Below are 23,784 nucleotides of genomic sequence, written 5' to 3' on the forward strand. Positions count from 1 at the left end.
CCCTCCTCACCGTCCGGCCGGGCCGGAACCGTCCGGACAGGGTAAGGCCCCCGCTCGAACGGGTGGACGGCAGCGTAAAGATCGACTCAAGTCGCTTGTGTTACGCGCAAGTTGACCTTGGGGACATTCAAGTCGGTAGTGGTCCAGACCTATTGACCCGTGGTCCAGACCTTTCTATTCTCCTCGGCACTGGGGCGTGAAGGCTCAGTCATGCCCCCACACCAAACACCCCCGAGGAGGCGCAGCATGCGCTTCAGACACAGAGCCGTGGCAGGGTTCGCGACCCTGTTGCTCCCGCTGGCCGGTCTGGTCGGCCTCGCGAGCCCGGCCCAGGCAGCGAGCACCGCCACCGCCACCTACGCCAAGACCCAGGACTGGGGAACCGGCTTCGAAGGCAAGTGGACGGTCACCAACACCGGTTCCAGCGCGATCAGTTCGTGGACGATCGAGTGGGACTTCCCGTCCGGCACCTCGGTCACCTCGGCCTGGGACGCCGATGTCACGTCCTCCGGCACCCACTGGACGGCGAAGAACAAGTCGTACAACGGCTCACTCGCCGCGGGCGCCTCGGTGTCCTTCGGCTTCAACGGCACGGGCTCCGGCTCCCCCAGCAACTGTCTTCTGAACGGCGCCAGTTGTGACGGCGGCACCACCGTTCCCGGCGACAGCGCGCCCTCCGCGCCCGGCACTCCGACCGCGTCGAGCATCACCGACACCTCGGTGAAGCTGAGCTGGAGCGCGGCCACGGACGACAAGGGCGTCAAGAACTACGACGTGCTGCGCGACGGCAAGACGGTCGCCACCGTGACCACCACGTCGTACTCGGACAGCGGCCTGACCGCCGGCACCGACTACTCCTACACCGTGCAGGCCCGCGACACCGCGGACCAGACCGGCCCGGTCAGCGGCTCGGTCGCCGTCCACACCACCGGCGGCACCACCACTCCCCCGACCACCGGTGACAAGGTCAAGCTCGGCTACTTCACCGACTGGGGCATCTACGGCCGCAACTACCAGGTCAAGAACCTGGTGACGTCCGGCTCCGCGGCGAAGATCACGCACATCAACTACGCCTTCGGCAACGTCACCAACGGGCAGTGCGCGATCGGCGACGCCTACGCCGACTACCAGAAGACCTTCACCGCCGACCAGTCGGTCAGCGGCGCCGCGGACACCTGGGACCAGCCGCTCGCCGGCAACTTCAACCAGTTGCGCGAGCTGAAGGCCAAGTACCCGAACCTCAAGATCCTCTGGTCGTTCGGCGGCTGGAGCTGGTCCGGCGGCTTCGGCCAGGCGGCGGCCAACCCGACCGCGTTCGCCGACTCCTGCTACAACCTGGTCAAGGACTCCCGCTGGGCCGATGTCTTCGACGGCATCGACATCGACTGGGAGTACCCGAACGCCTGCGGCCTCAGCTGCGACTCCAGCGGCGCCGCCGCCTTCAAGAACGTGATGTCCGCGCTGCGCGCCAAGTTCGGCTCCAGCGCGCTGGTCACCGCGGCGGTCACGGCGGACGGCTCCAACGGCGGCAAGATCGAGGCCGCCGACTACGCGGGCGCGTCGTCGTACGTCAACTGGTACAACGTGATGTCGTACGACTTCTTCGGCGCCTTCAACGCGCAGGGCCCGACCGCCCCGCACTCCCCGCTCACCTCGTACAGCGGCATCCCGACGGCCGGGTTCGACACGGCCGACGCGATCGCCAAGTACAAGTCGGCCGGGGTGCCCGCGAGCAAGCTGCTCATCGGCATCGGCTTCTACGGCCGCGGCTGGACCGGCGTCACCCAGGACGCCCCGGGCGGCACCGCCACGGGCGCGGCACCGGGCACGTACGAGCAGGGCATCGAGGACTACAAGGTCCTCAAGACGTCCTGCCCGGTCACCGGCACGATCGCGGGCACGGCGTACGCCCACTGCGGCACCAACTGGTGGTCCTACGACACCCCGTCCACCATCGCCGGGAAGATGAGCTGGGCCAAGTCCCAGGGTCTCGGCGGGGCGTTCTTCTGGGAGTTCAGCGGAGACACCAGCGACGGCGAGCTCGTGAGCGCCATCAACAGCAACCTCTGATCCACACACCGCCACCCCCCACAGCCGCCGCGGCGGGACCCCGGTCCCCCGCGGCGGTGGCATTCCCAGAGACGCCCTCACCGATGCGCCCCGCCAGGGGCGCGGGGAACTGCGCGATCAAGCCCCACGCACCCGCGGAATGTCCAGCGCCCTGAAGGGGCGCGGGGAACTGCGCGAAGAGGCCCCACGCACCCGCGGACGACCACGCACATGCGGCAGCACGCCCGAGCCGACGGGCAGCCGGGGTCAGACAGTCAGCCAAGCGGCAAGCGCCTACGCGACATTCACCCGCTGGCCGGGAGGCGCCGCCTCCAGCCACGCCAGAAAGCCCGTGAGGGCATCCTCACTCATCGCCAGCTCCAGCCGCGTCCCCCGGTGGGCACACGCCAGGATCACCGCGTCCGACAGCAGCGCCAGCTCCTCCTCGCCCTCCGGGACGCGCCGCCCCGCCACCTCGATCGCGGAACGCTCCAGCGTGCGGCGCGGACGGTAGGCGTAGGAGAAGACGCGGTACCACTCGATGCGGTCGCCGCTGTACCGGGCCACCCCGTAGCTCCAGCCCTTGCCGTCGGTGTCCGGTTTCTCCGGCACGTCCCAGCGCAGCGAGCAGTCGAAGGTGCCTCCGGAGCGCTGGATCAGCCGGCGGCGGGCCCCGAAGACGAACAGCCCGACCACCACCAGGGCCACCACGATTCCGCACACAGTCAGAGCGAGGACCATCGACACCGACCTCCTCGTCTCCTAGGTACCTGAAACAGGTAACGGAACGGAAAAAACATCCATATCTGCCTCAGCCGCGGTCGGCTCCGGATCACTCCGGTGCCGGCCGCGGCTGAGGTACTTCAGCTCACGCGAGCGGTGTCAGTGCGACGCCGCCGCACGCAGTCGTACGTCCGCGCGGCGCTCGGCCGACGCGTCGGCGTCCGACTTCGCGCGCTCCAGCGCGCGCTCGGCACGCTGGATGTCGATCTCGTCGGACAGCTCGGCGATCTCGGCCAGCAGCGACAGCTTGTCGTCCGCGAACGAGATGAAACCGCCGTGCACGGCGGCGACGACCGTCCCGCCGTCGTTCGTGCGGATCGTCACCGGGCCCGACTCCAGCACACCGAGCAGCGGCTGGTGACCGGGCATGACGCCGATGTCGCCGGACGTGGTGCGCGCGACGACCAGGGTGGCCTCGCCGGACCAGACCTCTCGGTCGGCCGCGACCAGCGCGACGTGCAGCTCAGCAGCCAAGGGTGGCTCCTCGGGTCACCACCCGGCGGTTGTGCCGGGTGTTGGTTACAAGTCTAGTGGGCGAACGAAGGGGGGCGGGACGCGCCCGCCCCCCTCACGCGAGCACGATGCTCAGGAGACGCCCAGCTCCTTGGCGTTGGCCTTGAGGTCCTCAATGCCACCGCAGAGGAAGAACGCCTGCTCCGGGAAGTGGTCGTACTCACCGTCGATGATCGCGTTGAAGGCCGCGATCGACTCGTCCAGCGGGACGTCCGACCCGTCGACGCCGGTGAACTGCTTGGCGACGTGGGTGTTCTGGGACAGGAAGCGCTCCACGCGACGGGCACGGTGGACGACGAGCTTGTCCTCTTCGCCCAGCTCGTCGATACCGAGGATCGCGATGATGTCCTGGAGGTCCTTGTACTTCTGGAGGACCGTCTTCACACGCATGGCCGTGTTGTAGTGGTCCGCCGCGATGTAGCGCGGGTCCAGGATGCGGGACGTGGAGTCCAGCGGGTCCACGGCCGGGTAGATGCCCTTCTCGGAGATCGGACGGGAGAGCACCGTCGTCGCGTCGAGGTGGGCGAACGTGGTGGCCGGGGCCGGGTCGGTCAGGTCGTCCGCGGGGACGTAGATCGCCTGCATCGAGGTGATCGAGTGACCACGGGTCGAGGTGATGCGCTCCTGGAGGAGACCCATCTCGTCGGCCAGGTTCGGCTGGTAGCCCACCGCGGAGGGCATACGGCCGAGCAGGGTCGAGACCTCGGAACCGGCCTGCGTGAAGCGGAAGATGTTGTCGATGAAGAACAGCACGTCCTGCTTCTGCACATCGCGGAAGTACTCCGCCATGGTCAGACCCGCGAGGGCCACGCGCAGACGGGTGCCCGGGGGCTCGTCCATCTGACCGAAGACCAGCGCGGTCTTGTCGATGACGCCCGAGTCCGCCATCTCCTCGATGAGGTCGTTGCCCTCACGCGTGCGCTCACCGACACCGGCGAACACGGAGACACCGTCGTGGTTGTTGGCGACGCGGTAGATCATCTCCTGGATGAGCACCGTCTTGCCGACGCCGGCACCGCCGAACAGGCCGATCTTTCCACCCTTGACGTACGGGGTGAGAAGGTCGATGACCTTGACGCCGGTCTCGAACATCTCGGTCTTCGACTCGAGCTCGTCGAAGTTCGGGGCCTTGCGGTGGATGGACCAGCGCTCGCCCGTGTACTGCTCGTCGACGTTCAGCACCTCACCGAGGGTGTTGAACACCTTGCCCTTGGTGAAGTCGCCGACCGGGACGGTGATGCCGTCGCCGGTGTCGGTGACCGGGGCCTGGCGGACCAGGCCGTCGGTGGGCTGCATCGAGATGGTGCGGACCAGGCCGTCACCCAGGTGCTGGGCGACCTCCAGGGTCAGCGTCTTCTTCTGGCCCTCGTTCGCCGGGTCGGCGACCTCGACGTGCAGGGCGTTGTAGATGTCCGGCATCGCGTCGACGGGGAACTCCACGTCGACGACCGGGCCGATGACCCGGGCGACGCGGCCCGTGGCCGTCGCGGTCTCAACAGTGGTGGTCATTAGCGGTCACTCCCCGCGGTCGCGTCGGCCAGGGCTGCGGAGCCACCGACGATCTCGCTGATTTCCTGGGTGATTTCGGCCTGGCGGGCCGCGTTGGCAAGCCGGGAGAGCGTCGTGATGAGCTCTCCGGCGTTGTCGGTGGCCGACTTCATCGCCCGGCGCGTGGCGGCGTGCTTGGAGGCAGCCGACTGGAGCAGGGCGTTGTAGATACGGCTTTCGACGTAGCGCGGCAGCAGGGCGTCGAGGACGTCCTCCGCCGACGGCTCGAAGTCGTACAGCGGAAGGATCTCGCCCTTGGGCGCCTCCTCCGCGACCTCTTCGAGGCTGAGCGGGAGCAGCCGGCTGTCGATCGCCGTCTGCGTCATCATCGAGATGAACTCGGTGTAGACGATGTGGAGTTCGTCCACGCCGCCGTCCGCCGTCTCCTTCTCGATCGCCTCGATCAGCGGACCCGCGACCTGCTTGGCGTCCGCGTACGTGGGCTCGTCGGTGAAGCCCGACCACGACTCCACGACCTTGCGCTCGCGGAAGTTGTAGTGGGCCAGACCGCGGCGGCCGACGATGTACGTGTCGACCTGCTTGCCCTCGGCCTCAAGGCGCTCGGTGAGCTTCTCCGCCGCCTTGATGGCGTTGGCGTTGAACGCGCCGGCCAGACCACGGTCGCTGGTCAGCAGCAGCACCGCGGACCGCACGACCGTCTCGGCCTGCGTGGTCAGCGGGTGCTTGGTGTTCGAGCCGGTGCCGACCGCCGTGACCGCGCGGGTGAGCTCGGTCGCGTACGGCGTGGAGGCCGCCACCTTGCGCTGCGCCTTGACGACGCGCGAGGCGGCGATCATCTCCATCGCCTTGGTGATCTTCTTGGTCGCGGTGACGGATCGGATGCGACGCTTGTAGACCCGGAGCTGGGCTCCCATGAGTCAGGTCCCTTCCCTACGTCACTTGGCCGAGGCCGGGGCGTCCTCGCCGAGAAGCTTGCCGTCCGAGGTCTCGAACTGCTTCTTGAAGGCGGCGATGCCGTCGGCGATGGCGGTGAGAGTGTCGTCCGACATCTTGCCGCCCTCCTTGATGGAGGTCATGAGGCCCTGCTCCGAGCGGTGCAGGTACTCCAGGAGCTCCTTCTCGAAGCGGCGGATGTCGGCCACCGGGACGTCGTCCATCTTGCCGGTGGTACCGGCCCACACGGAGACGACCTGGTCGGCGGTCGGCATCGGCTGGTACTGAGCCTGCTTGAGCAGCTCGACCAGACGCTGACCGCGCTCCAGCTGCGACTTCGACGCCGCGTCCAGGTCGGAACCGAAGGCGGCGAACGCCTCCAGCTCGCGGTACTGGGCGAGGTCCAGACGCAGACGGCCGGAGACCTGCTTCATCGCCTTGTGCTGCGCGGAACCGCCGACTCGGGAGACGGAGATACCGACGTTCAGCGCGGGGCGCTGACCGGCGTTGAAGAGGTCCGACTCCAGGAAGCACTGGCCGTCGGTGATGGAGATGACGTTGGTCGGGATGAACGCGGAGACGTCGTTGGCCTTCGTCTCGACGATCGGCAGACCCGTCATCGAACCGGCGCCCAGCTCGTCCGAGAGCTTCGCGCAGCGCTCCAGCAGACGGGAGTGCAGGTAGAAGACGTCACCCGGGTAGGCCTCGCGGCCCGGCGGGCGGCGCAGCAGCAGGGACACGGCGCGGTAGGCGTCGGCCTGCTTCGAGAGGTCGTCGAAGATGATGAGGACGTGCTTGCCCTCGTACATCCACTGCTGGCCGATGGCCGAACCGGTGTACGGCGCCAGGTACTTGAAGCCGGCCGGGTCGGACGCCGGGGCGGCGACGATGGTCGTGTACTCCAGCGCGCCGGCCTCTTCCAGGGCGCCACGCACGGAGGCGATGGTCGAGCCCTTCTGGCCGATGGCGACGTAGACGCAGCGGACCTGCTTCTTCGGGTCGCCCGAGCGCCAGTTGTCGCGCTGGTTGATGATCGTGTCGACGGCCAGGGCGGTCTTGCCGGTCTGACGGTCACCGATGATCAGCTGACGCTGGCCACGGCCGATCGGGGTCATCGCGTCGACGGCCTTGTAGCCGGTCTCCATCGGCTCGTGCACCGACTTACGGGCCATGACGCCCGGGGCCTGCAGCTCCAGGGCGCGGCGGCCGCTGGTCTCGATCTCGCCGAGGCCGTCGATCGGGTTGCCGAGCGGGTCGACGACGCGGCCGAGGTAGCCCTCGCCGACCGCGACGGAGAGGACCTCACCGGTGCGCTGCACCGGCTGACCCTCCTCGATGCCGCTGAACTCACCGAGGACGATGGCGCCGATCTCGCGCTCTTCCAGGTTCAGCGCGAGGCCGAGGGTGCCGTCCTCGAACTTCAGCAGTTCGTTGGCCATGGCCGAGGGCAGGCCCTCGACCTTCGCGATGCCGTCGCCGGCAAGGGTGACCGTACCGACCTCCTCGCGCGAGGCCGCGTCCGGCTTGTACGACTGGACAAAGTTCTCCAGCGCGTCCCGGATCTCCTCCGGCCGGATCGTGAGCTCCGCCATCTGGGTTCCCTGCTCTCCTTGTTGGGCCCGAAGTTTCACTTGGGGGGTATTCCACGAGTCGGGACTCCCCCCAAAGAGAGGTGAATCCTCTGTACGGCCCAACCAGGGCCGTCGTAAGTACGTACTGCTGTTGCTGCTGTGCTGCTAGCTCGCCATGCGGCGGGCGGCGTCGTCGATCCGGTCCGCGAGGGAGCCGTTGATGACCTCGTCACCGACCTGCACCCGCACACCGCCGACGACGTCGGGGTCCACGTCGAGGTTGAGGTGCATCCGGCGGCCGTAGAGCTTCGCGAGGGCGTCGCCCAGGCGCTGCTTCTGCTGGTCGCTCAGCGGCACCGCCGAGGTGACGACGGCGACGACGCGGTCCCGGCGCGCTGCGGCGAGCTTGGACAGGGACTCGAGTCCCGCTTCCAGGCTACGTCCACGCGGCGCGGTCACCAGGCGCGTCACCAGACGCTCCGTGGACACCGCGGCCCGGCCGCCGAGCAGGCGGTGCAGCAGCTCCACCTTGGCCGCGGCGGTCGCCTTGCGGTCGGTGAGCGCGGCGCGCAGCTCGGTGTTCGAGGAGACGATCCGCCCGAAGCGGAACAGCTCGTCCTCCACGTTGTCGAGCGTGCCGGCCTGCTGGGCGGCGGTCAGCTCGGCGGTGGCGGACAGCTCCTCGATCGAGTCGACCAGGTCGCGGGGCTGCGACCAGCGGGAGCGCACCATGCCGGACACCAGGTCGGCGGTCGGGCCGCCGACCTGGCCGCCGAGCAGACGCCCGGCGAGCTGGGCCTTGGCCTCACCGTCCTGCGCCGGGTCGGTGAGGACCCGACGCAGCGACACCTCGCGGTCGAGCAGCGCGGTGACGGCCGCCAGCTCGTCGGCGAGCTGCGCCGCGTCCACGGACGTGGTGTCCGTCAGCGCGTCGAGACGCTCGCGTGCGGCTGCCAGGGCCTCGCGGCTCGCTCCGTTCATCGCGCGGCCTCGGCCTTCTCCTCGAGCTCGTCGAGGAAGCGGTCGATGACGCGGGACTGCCGGGCGTGGTCCTCGAGGGACTCGCCGACGAGCTTGCCGGCCAGTTCCGTGGCGAGCGAGCCGACGTCCTGACGCAGCGCGGACGCGGCGGCCTTGCGGTCGGCCTCGATCTGCGAGTGACCGGCGGTGACGATCTCCTCGCGCTGACGCTGGCCCTCGGCCCGCATCTCGGCGATGAGCGCGGCACCCTGCTCCTGCGCCTCCTGGCGCAGACGCGCGGCCTCGTGCCGGGCCTCGGCGAGCTGAGCCTTGTACTGCTCAAGGACGCTCTGAGCCTCGACCTTCATGGCCTCGGCCTCTTCGATGCCACCTTCGATCGCCGTGCGGCGCTCCTCCAGGACCTTGTTGATGGTCGGGAGCAGCTTCTTCCAGAAGAAGAAGAACACGATGGCGAAGGCGATGGCGCCGATGAGCAGCTCGGGGCCGGGCGGGACGAGGGGATTCTCCTTCTCCTCGGCCGCCAGCTGAACCAGGTTGGCGATCACATCAGTGCCTTTCGTCTCTACGTGTCGGTGTGGGTATTACTGACCGAACACGAACGGCATAACGATGCCGATGAGGGCGAGAGCCTCACAGAAGGCGAAGCCCAGGATCTGGTTGGCGCGGATCAGACCGGCGGCCTCGGGCTGACGGGCGAGGGCCTGGGTGCCGTTACCGAAGATGATGCCGATACCGATGCCGGGGCCGATGGCGGCCAGGCCGTAGCCGATGGAGCCGAGGGAACCGGAGACGCCGGCGGCGAGGTCGATGGCAGCGGACATGCCGTTTCTTCCTTCTCTTTTACGGACCGGTGGGGGTTGGCCACCGGACGACAGGTGGGTGGAGCTGAGGGGTGGCTCAGTGGCTCTCGGAGAGAGCGCCCTGAACGTAGGAGCAGGCCAGCAGCACGAACACGTACGCCTGGACGGCCTGGACGAAGAGCTCGAACATGATCATGACGACGGTCATCGCGAAGGAGACACCGGCGCCGACGACCAGCCAGCTGTTCAGCAGGTACCAGCTGGCGACGGTGAACATCACGAGCAGCAGGTGACCGGCGAACATGTTCGCGAAGAGTCGGACCGCGTGCGTGAAGGGCCGGACGAAGACGTTCGAGAAGAACTCGATCACCACGACGAGCGGCAGGACCGCACCGAGCGACTTGTCGTAGCCGGTGATGTTCTTGAAGCCGCCCGCGAAGCCGTGCCGCTTGAAGGTCAGCACCATCCAGGTCACGTAGACCACGCCGGCCAGCACGGCCGGGTACGCGATGATCGACGAGACCGGGAACTGGGCCAGCGGGATCACCGACCAGATGTTCATGATCCAGATGAAGAAGAAGAGCGAGACCATGAGGGGCACGTACTTCTCGCCCTCGCGCTTGCCGATCGTCTCGTAGACGATGCCGCGGCGCACGAAGTCGTAGCCGGCCTCGCCGACCATCTGGAGCTTGCCCGGGACCACCTTGGCCTTGCCGAAGGCGGCGCTGAAGAAGCCGATGACCACGACGGAGGTGATGAGCGCGAGCAGCATCACCTTGTTGAACTCGAAGCCGCCCACCGTGAACAGCGGCTCGAACATGAACGAGTGCAGGCCCGGAGCCGGGAAGCCACACCCGTTGTCGGACATGACCCGACAACTCCAGTCAAAGGCGAGCTGGGTCTGGTCAGCACTCACCACGGGCTCCTTCGGCGTGACGCATGGGTACGGCAACCTCGTTGTGTCGGCGCGGCGCGCAGCCGCGGATCGGCACCGGACTGGTGTTACGGATGTGAGGGCGGCTGGGGGGCTTCGAGCCTCGCGATCGAGCAGGCGTCAGCTCAGATGCCCGCGCCCACGATGCCGCAGTTGGCACCGGACGATAGCAGGAGATCCCCCGCTGCTTTATCCCGCCCCTACCCCTCACGACGGGGACCCTGACTTCTCGGGCATCTCGCTCTTCGACGAGTCCGGATCAATGTAGAAGATCTTGGACTTCATGTGCGCGCGGGCCTGTGAGGCCATCCACACGACGGTGGAGACCACGAGCGACAGCGCGAACGCCTTGGCGTTGAAGAGGGACGTGTCCTTGAAGAGGGCCACGAAGATCATGAGCAGCAGGAGTTGGGCGACGTAGAGCATCAGCCCCATGCCCTGGAACAGCTGCGGGAGCGTTTTTGCCGTCCACTGCAGGACGTACAGGCCCAGCCCCATGAAGAGCACGGCGAGCACCGCCCCCACCGCCGCGCCGATGGCGCCCTTGCCCCCGGCGACCGCGGCGCTCACGGCGACGGCGACGGCGCCGACGGCCAACGAGGGCAGCGCGATCGGCACAAGGTTCCGGACGTCATTGGACGGCATGGCGGCAACTCCGCTTTCGCAGGGGGGCAGGGGTGTCGTCATGGACGAGCGTAGACCCGGTCCTAGGAGGGGTTCCTCGCGCCAAGGGACCGTCTCTCTACGGCCCTTCGGCTCCATCCCGGGTTCTCGTGAACGGTATCACAAACTATTTGATGAGGTCTTTACCTGGTTGGTGTGCCAGCTGTCACACATGAGAGTGATGGCGCGCGTCTGGGCAAAAACCGTGCCGACTTGTCTGATATTGGGGGTCTTTGCACCCCCACGTGTTGGCAACGCTTTAGTCAGATTCTTACCTTGGGCAAGTCACCGACAGGTCAGTGCCGGGTCAGCGCACGGTCAGCCAAGTCATCGGCGGGTCACGGGAGTCGGCGGCTCAGGGCAGCCGGCGGAAGCGGGAACGGGAGCCGACGGCGGTCGCCCCGTTGACGCCGGCCACCCCCGCGGCGACGGGCTCCCGCAGCTCCTCCCCGGCCCCTGAGGGCTCAGCGGACTCCGACGGCCGCGCGGACTCCGCGAGGGCCGCGGAACCGAGCCCGGCGTCCCCCGCGAGGGCCGCCGCCCGCCGGCGGCGGTAGCGCGGCGGCACGAGGTGCTCGGCCCAGCGCGGGGCACTCGGCGTGAACCGCGGCAGCAGGAGCAGCCCGAGCCCGATGGCGCTGAGGAAGACCACGCCGAGCACGATCCACATCGACGCCGAGTTCACCGAGTAGGCGAGCGCGCCGAAGGCGATCAGCGCCGACCAGAAGTACATGATCAGCACGGCCCTGCTGTGCGAGTGGCCGATCTCCAGCAGCCGGTGGTGCAGATGGCCCCGGTCGGCGGCGAACGGCGACTGGCCGCGCCAGGTGCGGCGCACGATGGCCAGCACCAGGTCGGCGGTGGGCACCGCGATGATGGTCAGCGGCAGCAGCAGCGGGATGTAGACGGGCACCGTCTGGTGCACGGCCGCCTTCTCCGAACCGGCGAACAGCTTGAGCGCGTCCGGGTCGACCTGGCCGGTGACGGAGATCGCGCCGGCGGCCAGCACCAGCCCGATCAGCATCGAGCCCGAGTCGCCCATGAAGATCCGCGCCGGGTGCATGTTGTGCGGCAGGAAGCCCAGGCACATGCCCATCAGGATGGCCGCGAAGAGCGTGGCGGGGGCGGCCGCCTCGATGCCGTACGAGTACCAGATGCGGTACGAGTACAGGAAGAACGCGGTCGCGGCGATGCAGACCATGCCGGCCGCGAGCCCGTCGAGGCCGTCGACGAAGTTGACGGCGTTGATGGTGATGACGACCAGCGCCACCGTGAGCAGCGTGCCCTGCCACTGGGTCAGCGCCACGTTGCCGACGCCGGGGATGGGCAGCCACAGGATCGTCAGACCCTGCATGACCATGACGCCCGCGGCGATCATCTGGCCGCCCAGCTTGATCAGCGCGTCGATCTCGAACTTGTCGTCCAGGACGCCGATCAGCCAGATCAGCGCGGCCCCGGAGAGCAGCGCCCGGGGCTCGTTCGACTTGGCGAACACCTCGTTGAGGTTGGTCAGGTGGTCCGCGACCAGCAGACCCGCGCACAGCCCGAAGAACATGGCGATGCCGCCGAGCCGGGGCGTGGGTTCCCGGTGCACGTCACGCGCACGGATCTCCGGCATCGCTCCGGCCACGATCGCGAACTTCCGCACCGGCCCTGTCAGCAGATACGTCACCGCGGCCGTGATGCAGAGCGTCAGCAGGTATTCACGCACGGGCTTCCCCACAGGTCTCGCTGGCCATCTCAGCCCCACACCCTAGCGAGGGACGCATATGTGTGGGGACACACGGGTAGCGGCGATGGTTGCACGTCTTGCTGTGCGGCGGGGCCATGACGGTGCGGGTACCCCGTCCCGCGCCGGATGCGACCCGGTTCGCGACCCCGGCGGCCTGCGGTGATCACGAAGGGTGCGTCGTACGTCACCCCCGCCCCGGACGTAACGTCCGTCACCCCGGATACGGCGGATACGGCGGGAACGCCTCCGCCAGTTCCCTCGTCTCCGCGCGGGCGCGGGCGCCGTCGACCTCGCCGCGCAGCACGCCGGCGAGCAGCACGGCGATCCGCGCCATCTCCGTCTCCCGCATCCCCTGCGTGGTGACCGCCGCGGTGCCGAGGCGCAGTCCGCGCACATGGGCGTGCGGCAGCGCGCAGCAGTCGAGGACCATCCCGGCCGCCGCGAGCAGCCCGCGCGCGGTGCGGCCGTCGACCCCGAGGGGCGCCGGGTCCGCGGTGATGAGATGGGTGTCCGTGCCGCCGGTGGTCACCACCAGCCCCTCGGCGGCGAGACCGGCGGCGAGGACGCGCGCGTTGTCGACGACCTGGTGGGCGTAGAGGGTGAAGGCGGGCATCGCCGCCTCGCCGAACGCGACGGCCTTCGCGGCGACGGTGTGCATCTGCGCGCCGCCCTGGGTGAACGGGAACACCGCGCGGTCGACGCGCTCGGCCAGCTCCCCGCCGCACAGCAGCATCCCGCCGCGCGGTCCGCGCAGCACCTTGTGCGTGGTGGCGCAGACGATGTCGGCGTACGGCACCGGGTTCGGCGCCGCTCCCCCGGCGACCAGCCCGATGGGGTGCGCAGCGTCGGCGATGAGGTAGGCGCCCACCTCGTCGGCGATGTCGCGGAACAGCGCGTGGTCGATGTGGCGCGGGTAGGCGATGGAGCCACAGACGATCGCCTTGGGCCGGTGGGTGCGAGCCAGGGTGCGGACCTGCTCGTAGTCGATGAGGCCGCTCTCGGCGTCCACGCCGTAGGCGACGAAGTCGAACCAGCGGCCGGAGAAGTTGGCGGGCGAGCCGTGGGTGAGATGGCCGCCGTGCGGCAGGCCGAGCGCGAGGACGGTGTCGCCGGGACGCAGCAGGGCGGCGTAGGCGGCGAGCACGGCGGAGGACCCGGAGTGCGGCTGCACGTTGGCGTGGTCGGCGCCGAACAGGGTGCGCGCCCGGTCGACGGCGATCCGCTCGGCGACGTCGACGATCTCGCAGCCGCCGTGGTGGCGGGCGGCCGGGTAGCCCTCGGCGTACTTGTTGGCCAGCGGCGAGCCGAGGGCGGCGAGGACGGCGCGGGAGGTGAAGTTCTCCGCGGCGATGAGCTGGAGCGTGGTCGACTGCCGGTCCAGCTCGCCGAGCAGGACCTCGGCCAGCTCCGGGTCCTGGCGGAGCAGGACATCGGCCTCTGGGGTGCGGGTGACCGTCATGGTGGGCTCCGACGCGTCGACGCTGACGTACGTCCCAATGTAGGCCCGCCCCGCCCACCCCGCCCGACCGTGGCGCCCACCGGGGTGCGGGCCGTTCGCGCAGTTCCCCGCGCCCCTGAAAGGGCACGGCCGCCGCCCGCTTTTTCGGGGGCGCGGGGAACTGCGCGAACGGGCCCCACGACCCGCAGACACACTCCTGACCGCCCGGTGGAGGCTGAGCGCGCAGTTCCCCGCGCCCCTGACGGGGCACGGATCGTCGGCGGCCTTCCCTTTAGGGGGCGCGGGGAACTGCGCGAGGAACCACGACGAACCCGCGGAGCCCCTGAAGGGGCGCGGGGAACTGCGCGAAGGGCCCCCACCGGCCCGCAGCCGGACGACGGGCGACCGTCACCACGGACCGTCAAGCCCGCGCAGCGACCCCCGTCAGGGCCGTGACGACCGGATCCAGCGCCTCATGTATCTCGTCCCCGATGGACCGGAAGAACGGCAGCGGCGCCCCGTAAGGGTCGAAGACCTCGTCCGCCTCGGCCGTCGGGGCGAGCAGCCACCCCCGCAGCGCCGCCGCCGCCCGCACCAGCGCGCGGGCGCGGGCCACCACGCCGTCCTCCAGCGGCGGCAGCGTCGCCGGGTCTATCGCCCGCACCAGGCGGGTGAACTCCTTCAGCGTGAAGGTGCGCAGCCCCGCGGAGTGCCCCATCGAGATGACCTGCGCCCGATGGTCGCGGGTGGCGGTCAGCACCAGGTCCGCCATGATCACGTGCTCGTCGAGCAGCTCGCGCCCCACGAAGCCGGAGGCGTCCGCGCCGAAGTCGGCCAGCACGGTCTCCGCGTTGGCCTCCATGGGCGCGCCCTCGTGGCCCCAGGTGCCCGCGCTCTCCACGATCAGCCCGCCCCACAGCGGGTCGCCGAGCCGGTCCGCCAGGGCATGGCGGGTCAGCCGCTCGGTGATCGGCGAGCGGCAGACGTTGCCGGTGCTGACGTGGAGGATGCGGAAGCTGTCGGTGTGCGCCCCGAAGGGCGCCGTCTCTTCCCTGTTGCCTATGCCACGCCCCTCAGGGGCCGTCAATTCGCCACCTCGAGGTCGGGTACGACCTTGCGCAGCTCCTCCGCGGAGATCGCGCCCGCGCGCAGCAGCAGCGGCACCTCGCGGGAGACGTCGACGATCGAGGAGGGCACGTTGCCGGGGGTGGGTCCGCCGTCGAGGTAGACGGAGACGGCGTCGCCGAGCATCTCCTGCGCGGCGTCACAGGTCTCCGGCGCGGGCATGCCGGTGATGTTGGCCGAGGACACGGCCATGGGACCGACCTCGGTGAGCAGCTCGATGGCGACCGGGTGCAGCGGCATCCGCACGGCGACCGTGCCCCGGGTGTCGCCCAGGTCCCACTGGAGCGACGGCTGGTGCCGCGCGACGAGGGTGAGGGCGCCCGGCCAGAACGCGTCGACCAGCTCCCAGGCCATCTCCGAGAAGTCCGTGACCAGGCCGTGCAGCGTGTTCGGGGAGCCGATCAGCACGGGGGTGGGCATGTTGCGGCCCCGGCCCTTGGCGGTGAGCAGGTCGACCACGCCCTCCGAGGAGAACGCGTCGGCGCCGATGCCGTAGACGGTGTCGGTCGGCAGCACCACGAGCTCGCCACGGCGGACGGCGGACGCGGCCTCGCGCAGACCCGTCGAACGGTCGGTCGAGTCGTTGGTGTCGTATCGCCGTGCCATGTCTAACGGGCCTCCTCGTACACGTACTGCGGGAAAGGGTCGGTGGGGGTGCTCACGGCATGGCCTTGCGGGCCGTCGCGAACCGCGGACGGTTGTTGAGGTCCGGGTGGTCGGCCGCGTCGGCCCAGCCCCGCTCCTCCGCGAAGATCCACGGCACCTGACCGCCCTGCGTGTCCGCGTGCTCCACGACGACCACGCCGCCCGGCCGCAGCAGCCGGTGCGCGGTGCGCTCGATGCCGCGGATCAGGTCGAGTCCGTCCTCGCCGGAGAACAGGGCGAGCTCGGGGTCGTAGTCGCGGGCCTCGGGGGCGACGTACTCCCACTCGGTGAGCGGGATGTACGGCGGGTTGGAGATGACGAGGTCGACCTGGCCGTCGAGGTCGCGGAAGGCGTCCAGCGCGTTGCCCTGGCGCAGGTCGACGCGGGAGCCCTCCATGTTCTTGCGGGTCCACGTGAGCGCGTCCTCGGACAGCTCCACGGCGTGCACGCGCGAGCGCGGCACCTCCTGGGCCAGGGCGAGCGCGATCGCGCCGGAGCCGGTGCACAGGTCGACGATGGCGGGCTCGACCACGTCCATGGCGCGTACGGCGTCTATGGCCCAGCCGACCACCGACTCCGTCTCGGGGCGCGGCACGAAGACGCCGGGGCCCACCTGGAGCTCCAGGTAGCGGAAGAAGGCGCGCCCGGTGATGTGCTGGAGCGGCTCGCGCTGCTCGCGCCGGCCGATGACCTCCCAGTACCGGGCGTCGAAGTCGGCGTCCTTGACGGAGTGCAGCTGGCCGCGCTTCACGCCGTGCACGAACGCGGCGAGCTCCTCCGCGTCGTTGCGCGGCGAGGGCACGCCGGCGTCCGCCAGCCGCTGGGTGGCCTGGGCCACCTCCGCGAGCAGCACGCTGCGGGGGCTCGGGGGGCGCCCCCCGGTTTCTTGCTGCACGCCGGTCCTCCGTGTGTGGTCAGTACGTCGTCAACACGCTTACGCGGCTGCGAGCTTGGCGGCCGAGTCCGCGTCGACGCAGGCCTGGATCACCGCGTCGAGGTCGCCGTCCAGGACCTGGTCCAGGTTGTACGACTTGAATCCGACGCGGTGGTCCGAGATGCGGTTCTCCGGGAAGTTGTACGTGCGGATCTTCTCGGAGCGGTCGACGGTGCGGACCTGGCTGCGGCGGGCGTCGGCGGCTTCCCTCTCCGCCTCCTCCTGCGCCGCTGCGAGCAGCCTCGAACGCAGGATACGCAGCGCCTGCTCCTTGTTCTGGAGCTGGCTCTTCTCGTTCTGGCAGGAGGCGACCACACCGGTGGGCAGGTGCGTGATGCGCACGGCGGAGTCGGTGGTGTTCACGGACTGCCCGCCGGGTCCGGAGGAGCGGTAGACGTCGATGCGCAGGTCGTTGGGGTTGATCTCGACGTCGACCTCCTCCGCCTCGGGCGTGACGAGGACACCGGCGGCGGAGGTGTGGATGCGGCCCTGGGACTCGGTGGCGGGCACGCGCTGCACGCGGTGCACCCCGCCCTCGTACTTCATCCGGGCCCACACGCCCTGACCGGGCTCGGTGGCGCCCTGGCCGCCCTTGGTCTTCACGGCGACCTGGACGTCCTTGTAGCCGCCCAGCTCGGACTCGGTGGCGTCGATGATCTCGGTCTTCCAGCCGACCCGCTCGGCGTAGCGCAGGTACATGCGCAGCAGGTCGCCGGCGAACAGGGCCGACTCGTCGCCGCCCGCACCGGCCTTGATCTCGAGGATGACATCCTTGTCGTCGCTGGGGTCGCGCGGGACCAGAAGCATGCGCAGCTTCTCGGTCAGCTCCTCGCGGCTCTTCTCCAGCTCCTTGACCTCGGCGGCGAAGTCCGGGTCGTCGGCGGCGAGTTCGCGCGCGGTGTCGATGTCGTCGCCGGTCTGCTTCCAGGAGCGGAACGTGGCGACGATCGGGGTCAGCTCGGCGTAGCGCTTGTTGAGCTTGCGCGCGTTGGCCTGGTCGGCGTGGACCGACGGGTCGGCGAGCTTCGTCTCCAGGTCGGCGTGCTCGACGACGAGTTCCTCGACGGCCTCGAACATGTGGGGGCTCCTGATGCGGCGGGTTCGGCTGCGGTGCGAAGGGAGGGCGGACGACCAAAAACGCCGGTCCCGGCGCGCCCTCGCGAAAGGGCGCGACCGTGGACCGGCGAAATGGGGCTCGCTACTTCTTGGAGCCGGCAGCCTTGCCGAAGCGGGCCTCGAAGCGGGCCACACGGCCACCGGTGTCGAGGATCTTCTGCTTGCCCGTGTAGAACGGGTGGCACTCGGAGCAGACCTCGGCACGGATGGTGCCGGAGGTGATGGTGCTACGAGTCGTGAACGACGCGCCACAGGTGCAGCTGACCTGCGTCTCGACGTACTCGGGGTGGATGTCGCGCTTCAAGGGGTTCTCCTAGATTTCGGGAGGGCACCGGGTCGCTGCCGCGGGATGCGGAGGCGTGAACCGGGGCCGACGTACCAGTCTGCCAGGACTGGCCGCATCCTCCCAAACCGGGGGGCTCGGCGATCTATTCCCGGCGCGGGCGGGACCCGCGCCCGCCCGGGCGCCCGGTGACGGCACGCGACGGGCCGGTCACGGCGCGGCCGTGACCACGCCCTTCGCCTCGCCGTTCGCGGTGCCCTTCGTCGCGCTCGCCGGGATGGCGCGGTCGTGCGCCAGGGCCGTCCAGACCTGCCGGGCCTTGGCCTTGTCGACGACCACCCGGTTGGGGTTCACGGGGTCGTACTGCACGGGCAGCGTGACCATCTTCATGTCCGAGGAGCCGATGCCCTTCAGGCCGTCCGCGAACGACATCAGGGAGTTCACCGAGCCGAGGTCGGAGTCGGTGGTGACGGACTTGGTCGCGGTGTCGGCGAGGTCGAGCAGCCGCTTGGGGTTGCCGAGCAGCCCGATGTGCTTGACCTGTTCGACGAGCGCCTTCACGAACGCCTGCTGGAGCTGGATGCGGCCGAGGTCGGAGCCGTCGCCCACGCCGTGCCGGGTGCGGACCAGGCCGAGGGCCTCCTTGCCGTCGAGCTTGTGCGTGCCGGCCTTGAGGTTCAGATGGCTCTTGGTGTCGTGGATGTCCTTCGTCGTGGTGACCTCGACCCCGCCCAGCTCGTCGACGAGCTTCTCGAAGCCCGCGAAGTCGACCTCCAGGTAGTGGTCCATCCGCAGCCCGGTGAGGGACTCGACGGTCTTGACCGCGCACACCGCGCCGCCCGTCGAGTACGCCTCGTTGAACATGACCTGCGATGCCGCCGAATGGGTGATTCCCTGGCTGTCGGTGCACGCGGGACGGCTCACCAGGGTGTCGCGCGGTATGGAGACGACGCTCGCCTTCTTGTGGCCCTTGTAGACGTGGACGATCATCGCCGTGTCGGAGCGCGCGGTGCCGTCGTCGGCGCCCCCGCCGATCTTCTTGTTGCCGCCGGAGCGGCTGTCGGAGCCCAGGACCAGGATGTTCTCGGAGCCGTTGCCGGCCTTGCGCGGGCGGTCGGTGCCGAGCGCCTGGTTGATGTCGATGCTCCGGATGTTGCCGTTGAGCTTGAAGTACACGTACGCCGCGCCCGTGCCGCCCAGCAGGACGACACCCGTGGCGGTCCAAGCCGCGATCCGCAGGCCCTTGCGGCGCCTGCTCAGGGGCTTGTGACGGGTCCCCGCGCCCTCGCGCGGGCCGCTGGGGCCGGTGCTCCCCGGTATGCCGGGGTCCGGCGTGTTCTCGGCGGACATGTGCTCCTCAGCTCTCGTCGGGTCGTCGACTACCCCCAGCTCTCGGGGTCAGGCCCGGTCAGGGCGAATCCGGCACACGGCACCATGGTCACCCCGAGGGGTCAGACGGCGAAACTCGGAAAAAGGTTGCACAACGCGCGATGCCCACCGCGGGGCGCGATGGGCATCGTCCGTCACCGGCTCACCGGCTCACCGGGCAGCGCCCGGCTCGCCATGGGGTCAGCCGAAGATGTCGTACTGCTGGTAGCCGGTACCGAGCGACTTGCGGGCGCTGAAGATGTCGCTGGTGGCCTTGCCGGTACCCGCGTACAGGTAGAGCGTGCCGCCGGGCGTGCGGGCCAGGAAGTCCGCCTTGCCGTCGCCGGTGATGTCACCGACCGCGTCGAAGGCGTTGTAGCCGGTCCAGGCGGAGCGGACCTTGATCCGCGCGGAGAACGCGCCCGTGCCGGCCGTGCCGGTGCCCTTGTACAGGTACAGGTCGTCGCTGCCGCTCTTGCGGGCGATCAGGTCGACCTTGCCGTCACCGGTGAAGTCGCCGTGGGCGCGCACGGAGTTGTACTGGTTCCAGCCCGTGCTCACCTTCACGCGCGTGGAGAAGGTGCCGTTGCCCTTGCCCGGGTAGATCCACAGCGTGCCGCCGGAGTCCACGGAGAGCAGGTCGGGGACGTAGTCGCCGTTGACGTCGCCGGGGGCGATGACGCGCAGGCGGGTCTTCCAGGCGCTGAAGATCTTCTTGACCGCCCAGTCGCCACTGTCGCCGGCGCTGTTCAGCACCCAGTGCGCCCAGTAGACGTCACCGCTGGAGCTGTCCCGGTAGACCAGGTCCTGGTAGCCGTCGCGGTCGAGGTCGGTCTGCAGGACCAGGTTGACGCCGTCCCAGTTGTTCCAGGACGTGCGGGCGCCGAGGGCGGTGCCGGTGGAGTCCTGCTCGTAGCCGGTCTTCGTGGAGGACTTGCGCTCCCACACGTCGGCCTTGAGGTCGCTGCTCAGGTTGGTGTCGTCGATGCGCGGGTAGACCACGCCGACGTACTTGCTGACCTTCGTGAAGACGCTGTACGCGCCCTTGGTGACGCAGTCCTTCACACCCCAGGAGACGACACCGACGATCCGGTTGTTGACGACCAGCGGGCCGCCCGAGTCGCCGTTGCAGGCGGACGTGGTGCCGGTGTCGGAACCGGTGGCGGCCTTGCCCGCGCACACCATGTCGCCCTTGATGAAGTCCGACCCGTAGGCGCCGGTGCAGGTGGTGTCCGACTGGATCGGCAGCGTGGCCGTCTTCAGCTGCTCGGAGATGTCCTGCGTGGTGGAGCTGGTACGGCCCCAGCCGTAGACCTTGGCGGTCGTGGCGGCCGTGCCCGTGTACGACGACGTGTCGGTCGAGGTCGTCATGCGGATCGGCGTGGCCTTGACCGGCGCCGCGAGCGTGAGGACCGCGATGTCGTTGTTGATCGTCGTCGGGCTGTACGACGGGTTGTTCCACTGCTGCCAGACACCGGAGACGGTGCCGCCGTGGAAGTCGGTCTCGCCGGTCGTCTCATCGGTGGACGGCAGGTAGGTCGTACCGGTGATGACGGCGCCGTTGGCGTGCCAGTTGTACGCCTTGTTGTTCTCGTCCCGGACGCAGTGCGACGCGGTGAGGATCTTCGTCGGCGCGACGACCGTGCCGCCGCAGAAGAAGCCGATGTCGTCCGACTCGGTGGCGGTGCCGCGGTCGTCGTAGTACCAGAGCTGCGCCATCCAGGGCGCGGAGCTGACCGTGGTGGTCGTACCACCGATGATCTTGGGGTCGACGTGACCCGCGGAGCTGCTGCTCGAACTCGCGCTGCTGCTCGGGGTGGTGGTGCTCGTGCTCGACGCGCTCTCACCGGTCGCGCCCGCGGTGTCGTCGGAGGCGACGGCGCCGGCGACGGTCTTCTTCAGCTCCGCCTGGGACGGCGCGGAGGCCACCACCGGGTTCTTGGTGGGCAGCGGCGGGGTCGTCGCCGCGTTCGCGGAGGAGGACAGCAGCGCCGCGGCGATGGCCGCGGCCGCACCGGCCGCGGCCACGGGCAGGGCTATCCGTATCCGGCGTCTGTGCCGGCCGTTCCTGGGCGTGGGTGTACCCACTGAAGTCCCCCCTAGGGATGGGTGTTCGGGGCGTAGTCGAAGGGCCCGAAGGGCGTGATCGTACACCGTTCACAGAAACGCAAGAGGTCCGGCCCCAGAGGGACTCGGACCTGGCACGGGGGGTCGCGGGAACGGCCGGGAGCAGCCCCGGCCGGGCGCGCGGGAAGGCCGAGAGCGGCCCCGGCCCTGCACGTGGGAACGGCGGAGGGCCGCCCCCGCGCGGTGCGGGGACGGCCCTCTACGACGTGGTGCTCGCCGGTGGCGGACTAGTCGTTGTTGCCCGGGGTCGGCGTCGTCTTCTGGATCTGCATCAGGAACTCGACGTTCGACTTCGTCTGCTTCATCTTGTCGAGCAGCAGCTCGATCGCCTGCTGCTGGTCGAGCGCGTGCAGCACCCGGCGCAGCTTCCAGACGACCGCGAGCTCCTCGTTGCCAAGCAGGATCTCTTCCTTACGGGTGCCGGACGCGTCGACGTCCACCGCGGGGAAGATGCGCTTGTCGGCGAGCTTCCGGTCGAGCTTGAGCTCCATGTTGCCGGTGCCCTTGAACTCCTCGAAGATCACCTCGTCCATGCGGGACCCGGTGTCCACCAGCGCGGTGGCGAGGATGGTCAGCGAACCGCCGTCCTCGATGTTGCGGGCCGCACCGAAGAAGCGCTTCGGCGGGTACAGGGCGGTCGAGTCGACACCACCGGACAGGATGCGGCCGGAGGCCGGGGCGGCGAGGTTGTACGCACGGCCCAGACGCGTGATCGAGTCGAGCAGCACGACGACGTCGTGACCCAGCTCCACCAGGCGCTTGGCGCGCTCGATGGCGAGCTCGGCGACCGTGGTGTGGTCCTCGGCCGGGCGGTCGAAGGTCGAGGAGATGACCTCGCCCTTGACCGACCGCTGCATGTCGGTGACCTCTTCCGGACGCTCGTCGACCAGGACGACCATCAGGTGGCACTCGGGGTTGTTGTGCGTGATCGCGTTGGCGATCGCCTGCATGATCATGGTCTTGCCGGTCTTCGGCGGGGCCACGATCAGACCGCGCTGGCCCTTACCGATCGGCGACACGAGGTCGATGATGCGGGTGGTCAGCACGCCCGGGTCCGTCTCCAGGCGGAGGCGGTCCTGCGGGTAGAGCGGGGTCAGCTTGTTGAACTCCGGGCGGCCGCGGCCGTGTTCGGGCGCCATGCCGTTGACGGAGTCGAGCCGGACCAGCGCGTTGAACTTCTCGCGGCGCTCGCCCTCCTTCGGCTGGCGGACCGCGCCGGTGAGGTGGTCGCCCTTGCGCAGGCCGTTCTTGCGGACCTGGGCGAGGGAGACGTACACGTCGTTCGGGCCCGGCAGGTAGCCGGAGGTCCGGATGAACGCGTAGTTGTCGAGGATGTCCAGGATGCCCGCGACGGGGATCAGGACGTCGTCGTCGGCGACCTGCGGCTCGGCGATGTCGTCGCGGCCGCGACGACCCCGGCGGTCGCGGTAACGGCCGCGCCGGCCACGGCGTCCGCCGTCGAAGTCGTCGTCGTCCTGCGGGCCGGTGTTGCGGTCCTGACGACCGCCGCCCTGCTGCTGGTTCTGCTGCTGACGCTGGCCGCCCTGGCCCGGCTGGTCGTCGCCCTTGCCGCGGCGGTCACCGCGGTCGGTGCGGTCGCCCCGGTCCCGGCCGCGCTCGCGGCGGTCACGGCGGCGGCCCTCGGCGCCGTCGGCGTCGCCCTGCGCGGACGCGTCGCCCTTCGCCTCGCCCTTCGCCTCGGCGGCGATCGTCTCGGCGCTGCCCGCGGGGCTGCCCGCGTCGGCGGTGGCGCGGCGGCGGCGGCGCTCGGCGGGGGCGTCGGCGGAACCCTGCTGCTCGGCCGCGGCCGAGCCCTTCGGGGAAGGCTGGCCCGGGATGTCGATCTGCTGCTGGGCCACGGCCTGCTCGGCCGGAGCGTCGGCCTTCTTGTCGGCGGCGGGAGCGGCCTCGTCGCCCGTGCGGGACTTCGAGGTGGCGCGGCGCTTGGGCTTCGACTCGGCGGCGGCCTCGGCCTTCGCCGGCGCGCCCGCGGAGGAGGAACCCCCGGCCTGCGCCTCCTTGATGACCTCGATCAGCTGGCTCTTGCGCATCCGCGCCGTGCCCCGGATGCCGAGGCCGGACGCGACCTGCTGAAGCTCGGCCAGCACCATGCCCTCGAGGCCGGTACCGCGGCGCCGCCGGGAGCCCGCACCGGTGGCAGGCGCGGAGGCGTCCGTGGCGGGCGCGGCAGCGGTCTCCTCGACACGTGCGCCCATCAGATCGGTGGTGTCGCTCACGAAGGGTCCTTCCCTGGAGCGGACGTCGGCCTGTCTGGCTCGG

21 protein-coding genes are annotated in these 23,784 nt (G+C 69.8%); 1 reads left to right on the forward strand and 20 read right to left on the reverse strand.

All coding sequences use genetic code 11. The features are described from left to right. The first annotated feature begins 246 nt into the window (after positions 1-246). Positions 247-2,070, forward strand: a complete 1,824-nt coding sequence (locus tag WN71_RS11715; protein ID WP_046591552.1) for a glycoside hydrolase family 18 chitinase — start codon at positions 247-249, stop codon at positions 2,068-2,070. A 273-nt stretch (positions 2,071-2,343) separates the two neighbouring features. Here WN71_RS11715 and WN71_RS11720 read toward each other — a convergent pair whose 3' ends face one another. The 20 genes from WN71_RS11720 to rho all read right to left on the reverse strand — a co-directional run bounded on the left by WN71_RS11720 (position 2,344) and on the right by rho (position 23,741). After that, entirely contained in the window at positions 2,344-2,790 is a 447-nt protein-coding gene (locus tag WN71_RS11720) for a DUF2550 domain-containing protein (protein ID WP_046591553.1), read from the reverse strand. Positions 2,791-2,931: 141 nt separating this feature from the next. Then, positions 2,932-3,306, reverse strand: coding sequence for a F0F1 ATP synthase subunit epsilon (locus WN71_RS11725; RefSeq protein ID WP_046591554.1), 375 nt, complete (start codon positions 3,304-3,306; stop codon positions 2,932-2,934). Between the two features lie 111 nt (positions 3,307-3,417). Beyond that, positions 3,418-4,854 (reverse strand): F0F1 ATP synthase subunit beta, encoded by a 1,437-nt coding sequence (gene atpD / locus WN71_RS11730; RefSeq protein WP_046591555.1) that lies wholly within the window; start codon positions 4,852-4,854, stop codon positions 3,418-3,420. After that, positions 4,854-5,768 carry a F0F1 ATP synthase subunit gamma gene (locus tag WN71_RS11735; RefSeq protein ID WP_046591556.1) on the reverse strand — a complete coding sequence of 305 codons (915 nt, stop codon included), beginning with the start codon at positions 5,766-5,768 and terminating at the stop codon, positions 4,854-4,856. The genes atpD and WN71_RS11735 overlap by 1 nt, the downstream gene beginning before the upstream one ends. Before the next feature lie 21 nt (positions 5,769-5,789). Continuing rightward, a complete protein-coding gene (atpA, locus tag WN71_RS11740; protein WP_046591557.1) occupies positions 5,790-7,379 on the reverse strand; it encodes a F0F1 ATP synthase subunit alpha in 1,590 nt (529 codons plus the stop codon). Between the two features lie 144 nt (positions 7,380-7,523). Further along, positions 7,524-8,339 carry a F0F1 ATP synthase subunit delta gene (locus WN71_RS11745; protein ID WP_046591558.1) on the reverse strand — a complete coding sequence of 272 codons (816 nt, stop codon included), beginning with the start codon at positions 8,337-8,339 and terminating at the stop codon, positions 7,524-7,526. Further along, entirely contained in the window at positions 8,336-8,884 is a 549-nt protein-coding gene (locus WN71_RS11750; protein ID WP_046591559.1) for a F0F1 ATP synthase subunit B, read from the reverse strand. The genes WN71_RS11745 and WN71_RS11750 overlap by 4 nt, the downstream gene beginning before the upstream one ends. A gap of 36 nt (positions 8,885-8,920) precedes the next feature. Then, on the reverse strand, positions 8,921-9,160 hold the full coding sequence (gene atpE, locus WN71_RS11755; RefSeq protein ID WP_046591560.1) for an ATP synthase F0 subunit C: 240 nt from the start codon (positions 9,158-9,160) through the stop codon (positions 8,921-8,923). Between the two features lie 76 nt (positions 9,161-9,236). Further along, complete coding sequence (gene atpB / locus WN71_RS11760; protein WP_046591561.1) at positions 9,237-10,007, reverse strand: F0F1 ATP synthase subunit A; 771 nt, start codon at positions 10,005-10,007, stop codon at positions 9,237-9,239. Positions 10,008-10,280: 273 nt separating this feature from the next. Beyond that, positions 10,281-10,718 carry a Cg1360 family ATP-synthase-associated protein gene (locus WN71_RS11765; RefSeq protein WP_046591562.1) on the reverse strand — a complete coding sequence of 146 codons (438 nt, stop codon included), beginning with the start codon at positions 10,716-10,718 and terminating at the stop codon, positions 10,281-10,283. Positions 10,719-11,091: 373 nt separating this feature from the next. Then, positions 11,092-12,447, reverse strand: a complete 1,356-nt coding sequence (locus tag WN71_RS11770; protein WP_046591563.1) for an MraY family glycosyltransferase — start codon at positions 12,445-12,447, stop codon at positions 11,092-11,094. A 232-nt stretch (positions 12,448-12,679) separates the two neighbouring features. Next, a complete protein-coding gene (locus WN71_RS11775) occupies positions 12,680-13,927 on the reverse strand; it encodes a serine hydroxymethyltransferase (RefSeq protein WP_046591564.1) in 1,248 nt (415 codons plus the stop codon). 400 nt (positions 13,928-14,327) lie between these two features. Further along, entirely contained in the window at positions 14,328-14,993 is a 666-nt protein-coding gene (locus tag WN71_RS11780) for an arsenate reductase/protein-tyrosine-phosphatase family protein (protein ID WP_046591565.1), read from the reverse strand. After that, complete coding sequence (locus tag WN71_RS11785) at positions 14,990-15,637, reverse strand: L-threonylcarbamoyladenylate synthase (RefSeq protein ID WP_046591566.1); 648 nt, start codon at positions 15,635-15,637, stop codon at positions 14,990-14,992. Before WN71_RS11785 ends, WN71_RS11780 begins: the two co-directional genes overlap by 4 nt. A 52-nt stretch (positions 15,638-15,689) precedes the next feature. Beyond that, complete coding sequence (gene prmC / locus WN71_RS11790) at positions 15,690-16,529, reverse strand: peptide chain release factor N(5)-glutamine methyltransferase (RefSeq protein ID WP_046591567.1); 840 nt, start codon at positions 16,527-16,529, stop codon at positions 15,690-15,692. An 81-nt stretch (positions 16,530-16,610) separates the two neighbouring features. After that, on the reverse strand, positions 16,611-17,687 hold the full coding sequence (gene prfA / locus WN71_RS11795) for a peptide chain release factor 1 (protein ID WP_046591568.1): 1,077 nt from the start codon (positions 17,685-17,687) through the stop codon (positions 16,611-16,613). Between the two features lie 121 nt (positions 17,688-17,808). Further along, positions 17,809-18,030: a 50S ribosomal protein L31 gene (rpmE, locus tag WN71_RS11800; protein WP_046591569.1), complete on the reverse strand. Its 222-nt coding sequence runs from the start codon at positions 18,028-18,030 to the stop codon at positions 17,809-17,811. Between the two features lie 189 nt (positions 18,031-18,219). Next, on the reverse strand, positions 18,220-19,359 hold the full coding sequence (locus tag WN71_RS11805) for an LCP family protein (protein WP_046591570.1): 1,140 nt from the start codon (positions 19,357-19,359) through the stop codon (positions 18,220-18,222). Between the two features lie 219 nt (positions 19,360-19,578). Next, positions 19,579-21,405 carry a trypsin-like serine protease gene (locus WN71_RS11810; protein WP_240529634.1) on the reverse strand — a complete coding sequence of 609 codons (1,827 nt, stop codon included), beginning with the start codon at positions 21,403-21,405 and terminating at the stop codon, positions 19,579-19,581. Positions 21,406-21,731: 326 nt separating this feature from the next. Beyond that, a complete protein-coding gene (rho, locus tag WN71_RS11815) occupies positions 21,732-23,741 on the reverse strand; it encodes a transcription termination factor Rho (RefSeq protein ID WP_046591571.1) in 2,010 nt (669 codons plus the stop codon). Positions 23,742-23,784 lie beyond the last annotated feature (43 nt).

This window comes from Streptomyces mangrovisoli, from assembly GCF_000974985.2.
Lineage (GTDB): Bacteria > Actinomycetota > Actinomycetes > Streptomycetales > Streptomycetaceae > Streptomyces > Streptomyces mangrovisoli.

Excerpts from the sequence above, each read along its gene's own strand:
- atpD (WP_046591555.1), bottom strand. The coding sequence starts at position 4,854 with ATGACCACCACTGTTGAGACCGCGACGGCCACGGGCCGCGTCGCCCGG.
- WN71_RS11715 (WP_046591552.1), top strand. The coding sequence starts at position 247 with ATGCGCTTCAGACACAGAGCCGTGGCAGGGTTCGCGACCCTGTTGCTC.
- WN71_RS11805 (WP_046591570.1), bottom strand. The coding sequence starts at position 19,359 with ATGTCCGCCGAGAACACGCCGGACCCCGGCATACCGGGGAGCACCGGC.
- WN71_RS11745 (WP_046591558.1), bottom strand. The coding sequence starts at position 8,339 with ATGAACGGAGCGAGCCGCGAGGCCCTGGCAGCCGCACGCGAGCGTCTC.
- prfA (WP_046591568.1), bottom strand. The coding sequence starts at position 17,687 with ATGTTCGAGGCCGTCGAGGAACTCGTCGTCGAGCACGCCGACCTGGAG.
- WN71_RS11785 (WP_046591566.1), bottom strand. The coding sequence starts at position 15,637 with ATGGCACGGCGATACGACACCAACGACTCGACCGACCGTTCGACGGGT.
- atpE (WP_046591560.1), bottom strand. The coding sequence starts at position 9,160 with ATGTCCGCTGCCATCGACCTCGCCGCCGGCGTCTCCGGTTCCCTCGGC.
- WN71_RS11720 (WP_046591553.1), bottom strand. The coding sequence starts at position 2,790 with ATGGTCCTCGCTCTGACTGTGTGCGGAATCGTGGTGGCCCTGGTGGTG.
- WN71_RS11735 (WP_046591556.1), bottom strand. The coding sequence starts at position 5,768 with ATGGGAGCCCAGCTCCGGGTCTACAAGCGTCGCATCCGATCCGTCACC.
- WN71_RS11765 (WP_046591562.1), bottom strand. The coding sequence starts at position 10,718 with ATGCCGTCCAATGACGTCCGGAACCTTGTGCCGATCGCGCTGCCCTCG.
- atpB (WP_046591561.1), bottom strand. The coding sequence starts at position 10,007 with ATGTCCGACAACGGGTGTGGCTTCCCGGCTCCGGGCCTGCACTCGTTC.
- WN71_RS11775 (WP_046591564.1), bottom strand. The coding sequence starts at position 13,927 with ATGACGGTCACCCGCACCCCAGAGGCCGATGTCCTGCTCCGCCAGGAC.
- atpA (WP_046591557.1), bottom strand. The coding sequence starts at position 7,379 with ATGGCGGAGCTCACGATCCGGCCGGAGGAGATCCGGGACGCGCTGGAG.